The sequence below is a fragment of the Serratia sp. BNK-10 genome (genome assembly GCF_047456065.1).
GTDB classification, from domain to species: domain Bacteria; phylum Pseudomonadota; class Gammaproteobacteria; order Enterobacterales; family Enterobacteriaceae; genus Serratia; species Serratia ureilytica.
In genome coordinates, this window is the sequence record NZ_CP179894.1 from 2,329,693 (window position 1) to 2,343,718 (window position 14,026).

General features: G+C 64.8%; 8 protein-coding genes. 2 read left to right on the forward strand and 6 right to left on the reverse strand.

Translation table 11 applies throughout. The annotated features are described in order from the left end of the window. Entirely contained in the window at positions 1-777 is a 777-nt protein-coding gene (locus tag ACMGG9_RS11450) for an NAD(P)H-dependent oxidoreductase (protein ID WP_414162200.1), read from the forward strand. Positions 778-792: 15 nt separating this feature from the next. Here ACMGG9_RS11450 and ACMGG9_RS11455 read toward each other — a convergent pair whose 3' ends face one another. Both ACMGG9_RS11455 and ACMGG9_RS11460 read right to left on the reverse strand, forming a co-directional pair. Beyond that, positions 793-1,443 carry a LysE family translocator gene (locus tag ACMGG9_RS11455; protein ID WP_072022528.1) on the reverse strand — a complete coding sequence of 217 codons (651 nt, stop codon included), beginning with the start codon at positions 1,441-1,443 and terminating at the stop codon, positions 793-795. 91 nt (positions 1,444-1,534) lie between these two features. Beyond that, positions 1,535-2,089: an NAD(P)H-dependent oxidoreductase gene (locus tag ACMGG9_RS11460; protein ID WP_033643110.1), complete on the reverse strand. Its 555-nt coding sequence runs from the start codon at positions 2,087-2,089 to the stop codon at positions 1,535-1,537. Between the two features lie 101 nt (positions 2,090-2,190). Between ACMGG9_RS11460 and ACMGG9_RS11465 the strand changes: the two genes are divergently transcribed. Further along, positions 2,191-2,550, forward strand: a complete 360-nt coding sequence (locus ACMGG9_RS11465) for a winged helix-turn-helix transcriptional regulator (RefSeq protein ID WP_033643111.1) — start codon at positions 2,191-2,193, stop codon at positions 2,548-2,550. Positions 2,551-2,554: 4 nt separating this feature from the next. On the opposite strand, the gene entS is transcribed toward ACMGG9_RS11465, so the two are convergent. From entS to fes, 4 genes are read right to left on the reverse strand one after another with little or no spacing between them, the layout of a single operon-like run. Further along, the gene (gene entS, locus ACMGG9_RS11470) at positions 2,555-3,838 is read right to left on the reverse strand and encodes an enterobactin transporter EntS (protein ID WP_414162201.1); all 1,284 of its coding nucleotides are present in this window, start codon (positions 3,836-3,838) and stop codon (positions 2,555-2,557) included. 58 nt (positions 3,839-3,896) lie between these two features. Then, a complete protein-coding gene (locus ACMGG9_RS11475) occupies positions 3,897-12,407 on the reverse strand; it encodes an amino acid adenylation domain-containing protein (RefSeq protein ID WP_414162202.1) in 8,511 nt (2,836 codons plus the stop codon). A 51-nt stretch (positions 12,408-12,458) separates the two neighbouring features. Beyond that, positions 12,459-12,683 carry an MbtH family protein gene (locus tag ACMGG9_RS11480; protein WP_033643114.1) on the reverse strand — a complete coding sequence of 75 codons (225 nt, stop codon included), beginning with the start codon at positions 12,681-12,683 and terminating at the stop codon, positions 12,459-12,461. A 29-nt stretch (positions 12,684-12,712) separates the two neighbouring features. Beyond that, a complete protein-coding gene (gene fes / locus ACMGG9_RS11485; protein WP_414162203.1) occupies positions 12,713-14,020 on the reverse strand; it encodes an enterochelin esterase in 1,308 nt (435 codons plus the stop codon). Between the last annotated feature and the right edge of the window lie 6 nt (positions 14,021-14,026).

Genomic DNA, 14,026 nt, shown 5'->3' on the forward strand with positions numbered 1-14,026 from the left:
ATGAATGTGCTGATTGTTTACGCCCACCCGGAGCCACAGTCGCTGACCGGCTCACTGAAAAACTTCGCCGTTAAGCGTCTGACGCAGGCCGGCCATCAGGTACAGGTGTCCGATCTGTACGCCATGAAGTGGAAAGCGGCGATCGACGCCGACGACAGCCTGGAAGGCGCATCAGGGCCCCGTTTCGTTCCTTCGCTGGATTCCCAACGCGCGTTCGCCAACGGCATGCAGAGCGCCGATATCGAACGGGAACAGCAAAAGCTGCGCTGGGCGGACGCGGTGCTGCTGCAGTTTCCGCTGTGGTGGTTCTCGGTGCCGGCGATTCTGAAAGGCTGGTTCGATCGTGTCTATGCCTATGGTTTTGCCTATGGCGTCGGTGAGCATTCCGATACGCATTGGGGCGACCGTTACGGCGAGGGTATGTTGGCGGGCAAACGAGCGATGCTGATCGTCAGCGCCGGCGGGTGGGAATCCCATTACGCCCCGCGCGGTGTCAACGGGCCGATCGACGATATTCTGTTTCCTATCCAGCATGGCATGCTGCATTACCCGGGGTTCGAGGTGTTGCCGCCGTTCGTCACCTATCGCGCCGGAAAGACCGACGAGACGCGCTTCGCCGCCCTGTGCGAGCAGCTCGGACAGCGGCTCGATAATCTGTGGCACACCGAGCCGATTCCGTTTCGGCGGCAGAACGCCGGTGACTACCTGATCCCGCAGCTGACGCTGAAAGCGCATCTCGCGCCGGGGCAAGACGGTTTTAGCATTCACCTGAAATAGCGCGAGCCGCTCCCCTTATCGCGGCGCTGACGCAGCGCCGCCCCCGAGGAGGAGTTTGGCGCCCAATCCCATCATGACCAAGCCCGTGAATCTCTGCTGCCACACCAACAACCGGGGATTGCGGGCGAGCCATTGTCCCACGGTGCCGGAGGCCATAGCGACAGAACCCAGCGAAAGGATCCCGGCCAGCTTCTGAATGGAACCTAAAACGAGCAATTGCAGCCAAACTGGCCCGGTTTCAGGGTTAACAAACTGCGGGAGGAAAGCAAACATGAACAGCAGCGACTTAGGGTTGGTCAGGCTGTTAATCGCTCCTTCTTTCACCGCCTGCCACTCGGTCATCATCCGGGGTTTTCGCACGGCATCGGAACGCTGCCGGCTTACCTTCAGCATTTTTATCCCCAGCCAGACCAGATAGGCGGCCCCAACCCAACGCAATACGTCCAACGCCAGCGGATAAGCATGCAGCAGCGTGGCGAGGCCGAGCACCAGCATGGAAACCTGCACCATACCGGCGACAAAAACCATGCCGAAAACATTGAGCAGCGCGATACGGCGGCCTTGGCCGATACCCCGGGCCAACGTGAGCATCATGTCCGGTCCAGGAGACAGTTCCAGAAGGGTAAGTGCAACAAGAAAAGCAATAAACGTTTCGGCTGAAGGCATGGGGTTATCACCGGCGAGTCAAAGGATACGGCAATCATATTCCTCCCCGGACATTCGCAACAGCACTCCCTGGCGCATCCGGGGAGTCTCGTTAATTCAGGGCGGCGAGAAATGCCCGATAGCCCTGCGCGCTGCTGTCCAACTCGTGCTGCTGAACCTGCTCTGCCGTCCCGTCCGAAGCGGCTTCCTTGCCGTAAAAGGCAAAGAACGAAGCATAGTCGGCCCGCACGTAATCGGCGGTCACTTCAAACGGCCGGAAAATCTCCTCCAGCGAGTAGCGATAACGCCCTTCACGCGCGTAATCTTCTGCGCGTACGCCCGCCGTGACCGCCAGCGCCAGTTTCTTGTTCTGCATCTTATAGCCGCTGCGAGAACCGTAGGCCCAGCCGTAGGTGAGCACGTCGTCCAGCCATTTTTTCAGCAGCGGCGGGCTGCTGAACCAGTAAATCGGGAACTGCAGCACGATGTTGTCATGCGCTTCAATCAACTGCTGTTCTTTGGCGACGTCTATCTGCCAGTCCGGATAGGCCTGATGCAGTTCGTGCACGGTATACAGCGCCGGATAGCGCCGCAGTTCCTCCAGCCAACGTTTGTTGACCACCGAGTTCGCCATATCGGGATGTGTCACTACCACCAACGTTTTCATACTGATCTCTCCAGTCAGGTGTTTCGACGCATCTTAGGGTATGCTGACAGAATGTAAAATACGCACACTCACGACACATACTTACCCTGGAGAAAGTGTAAATGACCGCCGAATCCCACTGCAGCCCTACGGGCATCAGCCTTGAAGACACCGGTTATGGCTACACCCTGTCGGTGATCAACGGTAAATACAAAATGATTATTCTCTACTGGCTGGCCTTGTATAAGCCGGTATTGCGGTTCAACGAACTGCAGCGCTGCATCGGTACCATTTCGTACAAGACGCTGAGCTCGACGTTGAAAGAGCTGGAAAAAGATCGGTTGGTGGTGAGGAAGGAGTATCCGCAGATCCCGCCCAAAGTGGAGTACAGCCTGTCCGAGCGCGGGCGTTCGCTGATCCCGGTGATCGACATGATGTGCGACTGGGGGGAGCGGCACCGGCCGGAACAGCCGGCGCCGTGAGGGGTTAGTTGTCCGCCGCCGCTGAGGTTGCCGGAGCCGGCTCATCGTGCTCGACCAACGCGTCCGCCGGCCGGCACTGGCGCAGCGTGCGCACGCTGAAGGCCACCAGCACGCCGAGCACTGCGGCGAATGCGCCAAACGACAGCACGCTCATCAATGGGGTTAACACCCTGCCCAGTACGCCGAGCCCCAGCGCGCCGATCGAATCGCCGGTCACGTCCTGCGCGGTGCCGAGGCTGTTCACCCGCCCCAGCAGATGATCCGGCGTATTGCTCTGGATCAGCATGAACTGCAAGAGCGAGGCGATGGCATTGGCGTAGCCGTAACACACCAGCGCCAGCAGCGCCGGCGCCAGATGGCTGAACAGCCCCAGTGACGCGATGGCGGTGAACGCGACGATAGCGGCGATCAGGATCAGCACCCCAGGGCGAGGGAAACGCCCCACCCAGCCGCTGGTCAGCGCGCCCAGCATCGCACCGAGCGGCACTGCGGAGTACATCAGGCCAATAGAGGACGCGCCGACGTGGTAAGCGTCCTGCGCCAGCGCCGGAAACAGTACCCTGACGGCGCCGACGATGCTCATCAACATCCCCAGCAACACCACCGAGCCGACCACCTTATTGCGCCAGACAAACTGGAAGCCGCTGGCGAGCGCGCGCAGCGGGTGTTCCGGCTCCTGCTGCTGCGGCAGCAGCGTCGGCAGGCGCACCAGCGGGACCAGGGTGCCCAGCGTCCCTGCCGCCGCGACGGCGAAGGCGAGACCGACGCCGCCGAACACGATGATGATCCCCCCCAGCGCCGGCGCCAGGATCGCGCCGATGCGCACCGTCACCATGCTCAAGGCCCCCGCCGCCGCCAGGTTTTCGCGCCCGACCAGCAGCGGGATTACCGCCATCAGCGCCGTCATGCCGAGCGCGCCGAAGAACCCGTCCCAGGCCGCCAGCAGATAGAGCGCCCACAGCGACGGGGCCGGCGCGAAGGCGTTCAGACTCAGGGCGACAAAGCCCAGCCCGCAGGTGCCGCGCGCGAACAGGATCAGCTTGCGGCGATCGTAGCGATCGGCGAGCACCCCGCCCAACATCAAGCCGATAAACATGCCTACGCCGTCCAGCGCCACCGCCACGCCCACCTGCAACGTGGAGCCGGTCATCGCCTGGATCTGAATCGGCACCCCCACCGCCAGCATGCCGAGTGAAAACACCGACAGCATGCGGGCGCAGAAAATCGCACGAAAATGCGCATTGCTTCTCAGCAAACTGAAATCAAGAAAAAAAGAAGGTCTGGCCATAGTGTCCTGCATATCATGTTTTAGTACGGGCCGTGGCGCACGCCCCGGCCCGGTTGCGTTATACCAATCCGTATTGCCGCGTCAGCAGCGAATGCAATAGCGGCCCGAGCGTCTCCAGCGAGGCCGGCGACAGAATGTCCGCGTGTTCGCAGCCTTGGTGATGACAGATCAGCCGATCCAGATACGGCGCCCACACGGCGTTGATGTCCATCAATGGCGGCAGCGTCCGGTCGGCGACAAACAGCGTCGCCGTGCCGTGGAAACGCTGACTGCGCGCCTGAGAAAGAAGGCGCACCGCGTCACGATAGTTGGCGACGATGCTGTCGAACATCGCCGCCTTCTCCGCCATCAGCGTTGGATCGCCATGATCTTCCGCCATAAACTCGGCCTGTTCCTGCGCCACCTCCTTCTGCGCCTCTTCCTCGGTGGGGCCGGTCCAATCCTGGCCTTCCGGCGGATAGGTATCCAGCATGCCGAGGAACGCCACCTCTTCACCCTGCTGCTGCAGACGCGCGGCCATCGAATGCGCCAGCGTGCCGCCGAGCGAATAGCCCAGCAGGTAGTAAGGCCCCTGCGGCTGCAGGCGGCGCAGAGTGGCGAGATGACGATCGACCATCTGCTCAATGTCCTCGCAGGTGGCGATGACGCCGTCCGGTCTTGGCGACTGCAGACCGATGATCGGGTAACTCCCCGGCAGATACCGGCTCAGCCCCGAGTACTGCCAGGCGAAACCGGAAGCCGGATGCAGGCAGAACAGCGCCGGCCCTTGGCCCGCCCGCAGCTGCAGGCACTCGCCGACGCCGCGGCTCTCGGCCGAGCCGGCGGCCTGCGCGTCATCGAGCAGGTGCGCCATTTTCTCCAGACTGCGGGCGAACATGATCTGCCCGACGCTCAACGGCCGGGTGACGCGCCGACGCAGCTCCGCCGCCAGGCGCATCGCCAGCAGCGAGTGGCCGCCCAACGCGAAGAAGTCGTCGTCGGCATACACCGTCTCGCGCCCCAGCAGTTCGCTGAACAGCGCCGCCAGCAGGCGCTCGCTGTCGCTGTGCGGCACGCGGCCGCTCTGCGGGCTCAGCTGCGGCCGAGGCAACGCCTTGCGATCCAGCTTGCCGCTGGCGCTGAGCGGGAAGCTGTCGGTAATGACATAGCTGACCGGCATCATGTGCGCCGGCAAACGCGCCTCCAGCGCCTGATGCAGGACGGCGGTATCCAGCGTCACGCCCGGCTGGGCGATCAGCCAGGCGACCAACTGCCGCATATCGGCGCCGCCCAGCCCCGTCGCGCCCTCACCCAGTTCGATGGCGTGCACCGCCGCCTGCGCTACTCCCGGCTGCGCCAGCAGCGCCTGTTCGATTTCGCCCAGTTCGATGCGCTGGCCGCGGATCTTCAGCTGATCGTCGCTGCGCCCCAAATACTCGACGCTGCCGTCTTCCAGCCAGCGGGCGATATCGCCGGTGCGATACATGCGCGCCCCGTTGCCGGCGGGATCGGCGACAAACCGCTGTGCCGTCAATCCCGGCCGATGCAGATAGCCGTCGGCCAGCTGAATGCCGCGCAGGTAGAGATCGCCGGCGCAGCCGACGGGCACCGGCCGCAGCATGGCGTCGAGAATGCTCAGTTGGGTGTTCCAGACCGGTTTGCCGATCGGCACGCCGGCGCCGCTCACCGCCGCCAATGCCTCGCCGGACGCCGGTTGATAGGTGACATCAACCGCCGCCTCCGTCGGGCCATACAGGTTATGCAGCGGCGCGGCGACCAACGCCTGGTAGCGGGATGCCAGTTCACACGACAACGCCTCACCGCTGCAGAACACGCGTTTCAGGCTGGCGGCGGCGCGCTGCGGCGCACGTTCGTTCAGCGCCTCAACCCAGATAGCCAACATGGACGGAACGAAATGCAGCGTGGTTACGCCATAATCGTCGATCACCGTCGTCAGCGCCTGCGGATCGCGGTGCGCCTCCGGCGGCGCCATCACCAGGCGCGCGCCGACCATCAGCGGCCAGAAGAACTCCCAGACGGAAACGTCGAAGCTGCACGGCGTTTTCTGCAATACCACGTCCTGCGCATCGAGCGAATACTCATGCTGCATCCAGAACAGACGGTTGACGATCGCCCGGTGGTTCACCACCACCCCTTTCGGCCGCCCGGTAGAGCCCGAGGTATACAGGACGTAGGCGGGATAATCGCCGTTCCCCGCCGGTGCGCGCTGCATCGGCTCGCGCCCGCTGTCGTCCAGCGCATCGAACCGCAACGTCGGCGCCAGCGCGGCAAAACGGGCATCCAAGGCGCTCTCGGTGATAATCAGCCGTGGCTTGGCGTCTGCCACCATGTAGGCCAGACGCTCATCCGGGTAACCGGTATCCAGCGGCAGCCAGGCGGCGCCGGTTTGCACAATCGCCGTCAGCGCCAGGCTGAGGCGCACGGAACGCGGCAACGCCACCGCGACGATATCGCCCGGCTGAATGCCCGCCGCCGTCAGCCGTTCGGCCAACAGCGCGGCCTGGCGCTGCATGTCACGGTAGCTGAGGGTGTGCCCGGCATCCTGCAACGCGATGCGTTCCGGCGTGCGCCGCGCTTGATCGGCGATCGCCTGATGCAAGGTGGTGTCCGCTACCGCCTGGGCGGTGCGGTTGACCGCCGCGATCAACGCCTGTTCCTGCGGGGTTTGCAATTGCCAGCGTGGCAACGGCAGATCCGGTTGCGCAATCCATTGTTGCAGCAGCGCCATCAGCCGCGCGGCGAAGCGTTCAGGCTGCGGCACCGAGTCACGGTACTCCATCAGCAGACGCAGACGCTCGCCCGGCAGCACCAGCAACGTCAGCGGATAGTGGGTATAGCCTTTGTTGCGGATGGCGTCGCAGCGCAGGGAACCTGTGCCGCCGAGCAAGGCATCGTTGTCCGGGTAGTTCTCCACCACCAACAGCGTATCGAACAGCGTGCCCGCGCCGGCCAGGTGCTGGATCTCACCCAATCCCAAATCGTCGTGCTCCAGCAGTTCAATCTGCCGGTGTTGCAGAGCGGTCAGCTGTTCCGTCAACGGCCGGCCGTTTTCCAGCCGTACGCGTACCGGCAGCGTGTTGCTGAACAGGCCAACGTGCTCTTCCACGCCGTCGATCTGGCCAAACCGCCCGGACACCGGCGAGCCGAACACCACGTCCTGATGGCCGCAACAGCCGGCCAGCTGCAGCGCCCAGATGCCCTGCATCACAGTATTGAGCGTCAGCCCGCGTTCGCGGCACAGGGTCAGCAAACGCTGTTCCTCCGCCGGCGGCAGCGTCATTTCCAGCTCAAACACGCGGTCGTCCTGCGTCTCGCCAAACAGCAGCGTTGGCCGTACGTCCTGCAGCGTCTCGCGCCAGATGCGGCGCGAGGCGTCGGCATCCCGCGCGGCCAGGCGACGCACGATATCGGCATAGTTCGAACGCAGCGGCGGCAACGCCGTTATCCCTTCACGCAATGCGAGCATCAGATCGTTGAGCACCACCGGCGTCGACCAGCCATCGACGATCAGGTGGTGGGCATTGAGGAACAGCGTGTAGCGTTCACTGTCGCCGTGTTTGACCAGCCGCGCGTGCAGCATTGCGCCCGGCTGATTAAACAGATCGCGCCGCAGTTCTTCCTGCTCCAGCTCATTCAGCGCCTGCATTTCTTGTTCGGCGGACAGCGGCGGCAGCCTGTGGCTGTCCAGCGGCCAATGGCTTTCCTGCGGTATCAACTGCAGCGGTTCGCCCTCGCGGTTGAACCGGGCGGCCAGCTGCGGATGGCGGCGGATCACCGCATCCAGCGCCTGCTGGAGCCGTGGCGCATCCAGTTCGCCGCAGAGGCTCAGGCGCGTCAGCGAGTTATAACTGCCGCCCTGCTGCGCCGTCTGGGCATGGAACAGCAGGCCGTGCTGCAAGGGCAACAGCGGCAGCGCATCGGCCAACGGCCCATACTCCCGCTCCCAGGCGCGCAGCGTTTCATCGTCGACGTTCGGTTGGGCGATCTCGGCCGCCGTCAACGTTGCCGCTGCGCGTTCGGGATGCCGTTCGGCAAACTCGCACAGCGCACGCACGGCCTGCTCGATGCCCCTATGCAGCGCCTCGATGTCGCTCGCGCTGAAAATCCCCTCCAGCCAGCTCCAGTTGATCGCCAGACACGCGCCGTCGCGCCGCTCTTCGACAAAGATGTTCACTTCCAGCCCGTAACACAGCGCCTGCTGCGCATCCTGCGCCACGGCGAAGGCGTCGCGGAAACGGGTCCGGCTGCGCTGCGGCGTCCAGTGTCCCTCACCCTGGCCGAAGCGCCCGAGGTAGTTGAACAAAATCTCCGGCGCATTGCGCTGCGCCAGCGCGGCCAGTTCGTCACGCTGCGGATGCAAATAGCGCAGTTGACCATAGCCGATGCCGCGATCGGCCACCGCACGTGTCACCCGTTTCACCGCGCGCACGGCCTCGTGGTGTTCGGCGTCATGCAGTTCGATGCACAGCGGGTACTCCGCCGTCAGCCAGCCGACGGTGCGCGCCAGATCGAGGCTATCGTCCAGTTCGGCGCGGCCGTGCGACTCCAGCGAAAAACGCAGCGAAGCGGCCTGGAAATGACGCCGGCAGGCCAGCGCCAGCGCGCACAGCATGATCTCTTCGACCTGAGCGCGGTATCCCTGCGGCAAGGCGCCCAGCAGCGCGGCGGTCAGCCGGCTGTCGAACAGCGTGCGCCGTTCGCTCACCGAAGCGAGACGATCGGTCTGCGGATCCAGCGCGCGTCGCCCCAAGCGCGGCACGCCGTCCGCCAGCATCTGCCGCCAGAACGGCAGCTCGGTTTCCCGGCGTTCGGCGTCGGCCCGTAAACGCGCGGACCACTCATAGAGCGAGGTTTCCTCCGGCGACAGCGCGATCGGCTGCCCCTGCATGGCGCTGTCGGCCGCTTGCCGCAGTTCGTCGAGCAGGATGCGCCAGGAAACGCCGTCAACCACCAGGTGATGGATCGCCAGCACCAGCCCGAGGCTCTGCCCGTCACGCTGCAACAAGATGGCCTGCATCATGCTGCCCTCGGCCGGATTGAGGCGCGCCAGCGCGGCATCAAACGCCTGTTCCGCCGCGGTTTCCAGATCGCCGGATACGGGATGACGCTGCATCAATTCACCGGCGGCGGCGGTTTCAACCACCAACTGGCCGTCGCGGATCCGCGCGCCCAGCGCCGGGTGTGCCGTACGCAGCTGTTCCAACGCATAACGCAGCTGTGCCGGTTGCAATTCGGCAGGCACGCGCAGGAAAACGCCGTGCGCGAAGAGACGATGCATGTCGCCCGTCTCGGCAAACCAGTGCAGGATCGGCAGCCCGTCGATCGGCCCTTGCTGCACGCTGCGCGCGGCCTGAGATCCAACGGCCAGCGGCTGCATCGCCTGCGCCATGCGCGCGGGGGTGTGCAGCGCGAAGATCTCACGCGGCCGCAGCAGATACCCGTTGCGCCGCAGGGCGGTGCCCAGCCCCATCGCCGAGATGCTGTCGCCGCCGAGCGCGAAGAAATCGTCGTCGGCGCCGACGCGCTCCATCCCCAACAGCTGCGCCATGGCGCGGCAAATCAGCCTTTCCTGCTCGGTGGCCGGCTCGCGAATGCTTTGCGCCAGCGTTTCCTGCGGTTTGGGCAGCGCCTGACGATCAATCTTGCCGTTGACGTTAAGCGGCAGCTCCGGCATCACCACCAGGATCGCCGGCACCATATAATCCGGCAGACGCTGCGCCAGCTGCTCCAGCAGCTCGTTTTGCAGCGCCGGCGAGGCACGGCGCGCGTCATCCTGCACCGAGCAGTAGCCGATCAGGCGATAGGTAGCGCCGATCGGCTCGGCGATCACCACCGCCCGCCCCACGTCCGGCAAGGCGGCCAAGGCGCTTTCCACCTCACCCAGCTCGACGCGGAAGCCGCGCACCTTGATTTGGTGATCGGTACGGCCAATGAATACCAGCTGACCCTCCGCGCTCCAGCGCATCAGATCGCCGCTGCGGTACATCACCTCGCCTTCGGCGAACGGATTGGCGACAAAGCGCGCCGCCGTCAGATCCGGGCGGCGCAGGTAACCGCGCGCGATGCCCTTGCCTGAAATGTACAGTTCCCCCGCCGCGCCGATCGGCACCGGCTGCAGGCGACTGTCGAGCAGCCAGACTTCGGTATTGGCCAGGGGGCGCCCGATCACCGGCTGGTCTGCGGCCGTGACCGGCGCGCCGAGGGTATCGACAGTGTATTCGGACGGGCCGTAATAGTTGTGGATCTCCACCTCCGGATGCTGCCGCATCAGGTTCCACAGCGTCGGCGTCGCCGCCTCGCCGCCGATCATCACAAACGCCGGCAGCGGGAACTGTCCCTTCAGCAGGCCGCAATCCACCAACTGCGAGAGGAACGACGGCGTGATGTCCAGCAGATCGATCGGGGTCTGTTGGGTCTGTTCGAGCAGCGCCCAGGGGTCGCGGCGCAGCTCTTCATCGAAGATAACCAGTTCGCTGCCCATCATCATGCAGAACAGCGGTTCCCAGGAGGAGTCGAAAGAAAACGAGGCGGTATGGCCGGCGCGCAAGCGGCGCGCGTGGCGAGCCTGGAATTTTTCGATCGCCGGGCCGAACAGAGAGGCCTGATGCGACAGGAACAGGTTCAGCAGCCCGCGGTGGGTGGACATGACGCCCTTGGGTTTGCCGGTCGAGCCGGAGGTGTAAATCATGTAGGCCAGATGCGCCTCGTTCAGCGGCACGCGCCGCTCTTCGTCCGATATCGGCGCGGCCTCGGCGGCCGCGCAGCGCGCCCGGCATTGCGCCTCATCGAGGCACATGATCTGCGGCAGATCCGGCATGTTGGCCCGCGTGTCGCTGTGGGTCAGCAGCATCACCGGCCGCGCGTCGTCGCACATCAGCGCCAGACGTTCACGCGGATAATCCAGATCGAGCGGCATATAGGCCGCGCCGCTGGCCAACACGCCAAACAGCGCGACCAGCGTGTCCACCGAGCGCGGAATGCCGATGGCGACCACGTCTTCGGCGCCGATGCCGCTTTCGATCAGCACGCGCCCCAGTTGCATCACCCGTTCACTGAGTTGACGGTAGCTGAGGCGCACATCGCCGCAGGTTACCGCCAACGCCTCGGGCTGTCGCTCAACCTGACGCTGGAAAGCGTCCATGATCGACACCATGCCCGCCGGCGGCGTCAGCTCAGCGCCGCGCCCCCAGGCCGCGAGTTGGCGCAGCTCCCCTTCGCTGACCAGCGCCAGTTGACCGTTCGGCTGATGCGGCCGCCGCGCCAGTTGCTGCAGCCAATGGCCAATGCGCTCCGCATGGCCTTGCAAGGTGCGCGGCGCGTATTTGGCCGGGTTGGCCACCAACGACAGCGTCAGCACGCCGCTTCGAAAACCGATCTCAAACTCGAGGTCGTCGACCGGCCCCATCGCCAGCGTATGGGTAACGGCCGCTTGACCGTCGAAGGACAAGGCGCTGTGGTAAACCTTGACGTTGACCACCGGGCCGTACAGCTCCTGATGGCCGCCGACCAGGCCGAGATCGCGTTTGATCTGCTCCGCCTCATAGCGTTGATGGCGCCGCACCTGTTTGATTTGCGCCGCGGTGGCCTGGCAGACGTCCGCCAGCGACATCTCCGGCGTCACGTTCAGCAGCAGCGGCAGCACGTTAACCACCGGGCCGATCGCCGCCAGCGCCTGCGAGCCCATGCGGCGCATGAAAGGAAAACCGATGGAGAGCCGGGTTTCGCCGCTCATGCGCGCCAGATACATCGCCAGCGCCGCCGTGACGATATCGGCCGGTTGCAACGACTGCAGCGCCGCATCGCGCAGCGCTTCGTCAAACAGCGACTCCGGCAGCACCAGCGCCTGTTTGAGCGGCCGAGCGCCCGGTTCGACCTCGCGGTTTTCCGTCGCCAATGACAGCGGCGACGGCAGATCACGCAGATGCTGCCGCCAGAATTCGGCCGCCCGCTGGCGTGCGGGTGACGTTTGCCATTGCTGAAACTCTTCCACCACCTTGCCGAACGGGGTAAACGGCGAGGCCGCCGGCGACAGCCCGTGGCGCAGCGCGCGGTAGATATCGGCGATCCGGCGGGTGATGGCCTCGAAGCTGAAGCCGTCCAGGGTCAGATGATGAAAGCGCTGGTACCAGAACCAGCGATCGGCGCTGATGCGGATCACCGCATGGCGATAGAGCGGGCGCTCGCCGTCCGCGGGCAGATCCTGCGCCAGATCGTCGTGCATCAGCGCCAGCGCCGCCTGTTCGGCGTCTGGCCGCGCGCTGAAGTCAAACCACTCCGGCGCCAGCACCCGCGCGGGATCCGCGTTCAGCGGTAAACGTTGCACCGGCTGGCCGTCCTGCGCCTCAAAGAAGCGCGCCTGAACCGTATCCGCCTCCGCCAGCCCCTGGCGAATCGCGCGCTCCAGCGCCGAACGATCGATATCGCCGTGCAGTTCGGTGTAGTGCGCCACGGCAAAGCTGTTGCGCCGCAGCGCGATTTGGTCGGCGATCCAGATCCCCGGTTGCGCCGCAACCAGCGGATAATCCCGATACTCGACCTGAGTATCCGGCAAAGAAAGCGTTTCTGACATGGTGTCTGTCCTTTTCCTCAAACGGAATGTAGCGATGTGGCTGTGCGGCGATTAACGCGGCGCATCCGCCGCTTTCAACGACGCCGGCCGCATGTCCTGCCAGTGCGCTTCGATATAGTCGATACATTCACCGCGCGACGCCGGCCCCATCAACACGCGCCATCCCGGCGGCGTATCGGCAAACTGCGGCCACAGCGAGTACTGCTGTTGCGCGTTGACCAACACGGAGAAACGGAGACTTTCGTCATCGAACGGGTTTTGTTGTTCCTGAGTCATTTGCCTTACCTGTCTGTCAAAATGTGGAATTACTTCATTGCGGAAAGCAGCCGGCGCACGCCGTCCACCAGACCGCCGCGCCAGCAGAGCGCGTCATGTCCGCCGGAATACACGCGGTAGTCGGCACGATGCCCGGCCGCCGTCAGCGCCTGGTGCATCTGGCGATTGACGAATTCGATGTCCGCCTCCCGATCGCCGGCTTGCTGAATCACGGTGAGCGTCGGCGTGGTCGCGCCGCGCTGCCGAACCTGGCGTATCAACCAGCCTTCCTCCAACTCGTGGCGTTTTTCGAACTGGGTAACGAATTGCACCGTAGGCCACCAGAAGGAGCCGGACTGGCTCAGCACATGGCCGAAGCGCTCGGGCCAGTGCAGGCCGGCGTATAACGCCGCCAGCCCGCCGTAGCTCTGGCCGGCGACCACGGTGCGCGCCCCCTCTTCGCTGAACGGTTCGTGCCGCTGCGCCTGCGGCAGCAGTTCGTCGATCACCGCCTGCCAAAAGGCGGCGTTGCAAGGAAGTTCGTTTTCCCGGTGTTCGCCATCGATCGCATCGATCAGCAGCCAGCACGCGGGCGGCAGATGCCCTTTTGCGGTCTCGTTCTCAATCACCGGCAGCAATGCGTGCCTTTCGATCCAGTTCTGGCCGTCGAGCAGCAGCACCAGCGGGCGGTTCGCGTTGTCCGCCGCCTCGCCGCCGGCATACAGCCACACGCGCCGCCGGGTGCCCAGCCGTTCGCTGTGCCAGTGAAAAAGCTGTAGCCGCGCTTCATCCAACGGCCGATCGGCGGCCTGCCAGGCGCTTTGGTCGTCCGCGTCCGGCCCCTGAGCCAGGGAAACGGCGCGCGGGCGATAAGCCGGCCCCAGTGAGGTGCGATTCAGCGGATCGGCGATCGCCAACGGGAACAGCGATACCCACCAGGCGCGCTGCTGGCGATCGCGCAACGTTTCGTCGTCGCTGAAGACGGGAGGAAGATCTCGCGCCGTAATCGGGATCAGGCTGTAACTGCCGCGCCAGCGGCGATCGACAACGGCCGCGCCGTACCAAACGTCGGTGCCGGGGAGCCTTTTCAGGCTGCTGGGGGTCGTGCTGTGATGGTCGGTAATGCCGTTGATATCGGCATAGACCCGGCATATCGGCGAGTGCCGCTCGTCGCCGGCAGGATCGCGCCATAGCCAGGTCATTCTGACGTGCTGTTCATCGTGCGCGTCGACGACAGGCGTGCCATGGGCGGCAACCTTCTGCCACCATGCGGGTTGCCCCGCCGCCGCCTCACGCAGCCAGTGCGCCGCCAATCCCTCATGGCCGTGTTCTGGCCTCTTTTCCGGCAAAAACTCCATAGCGCC

What these genes read in the sequence shown, in the direction of transcription:
- ACMGG9_RS11475 (WP_414162202.1), bottom strand. Translation starts at nt 12,407, where the DNA reads ATGTCAGAAACGCTTTCTTTGCCGGATACTCAGGTCGAGTATCGGGAT.
- fes (WP_414162203.1), bottom strand. Translation starts at nt 14,020, where the DNA reads ATGGAGTTTTTGCCGGAAAAGAGGCCAGAACACGGCCATGAGGGATTG.
- ACMGG9_RS11455 (WP_072022528.1), bottom strand. Translation starts at nt 1,443, where the DNA reads ATGCCTTCAGCCGAAACGTTTATTGCTTTTCTTGTTGCACTTACCCTT.
- ACMGG9_RS11480 (WP_033643114.1), bottom strand. Translation starts at nt 12,683, where the DNA reads ATGACTCAGGAACAACAAAACCCGTTCGATGACGAAAGTCTCCGTTTC.
- ACMGG9_RS11465 (WP_033643111.1), top strand. Translation starts at nt 2,191, where the DNA reads ATGACCGCCGAATCCCACTGCAGCCCTACGGGCATCAGCCTTGAAGAC.
- entS (WP_414162201.1), bottom strand. Translation starts at nt 3,838, where the DNA reads ATGGCCAGACCTTCTTTTTTTCTTGATTTCAGTTTGCTGAGAAGCAAT.
- ACMGG9_RS11460 (WP_033643110.1), bottom strand. Translation starts at nt 2,089, where the DNA reads ATGAAAACGTTGGTGGTAGTGACACATCCCGATATGGCGAACTCGGTG.
- ACMGG9_RS11450 (WP_414162200.1), top strand. Translation starts at nt 1, where the DNA reads ATGAATGTGCTGATTGTTTACGCCCACCCGGAGCCACAGTCGCTGACC.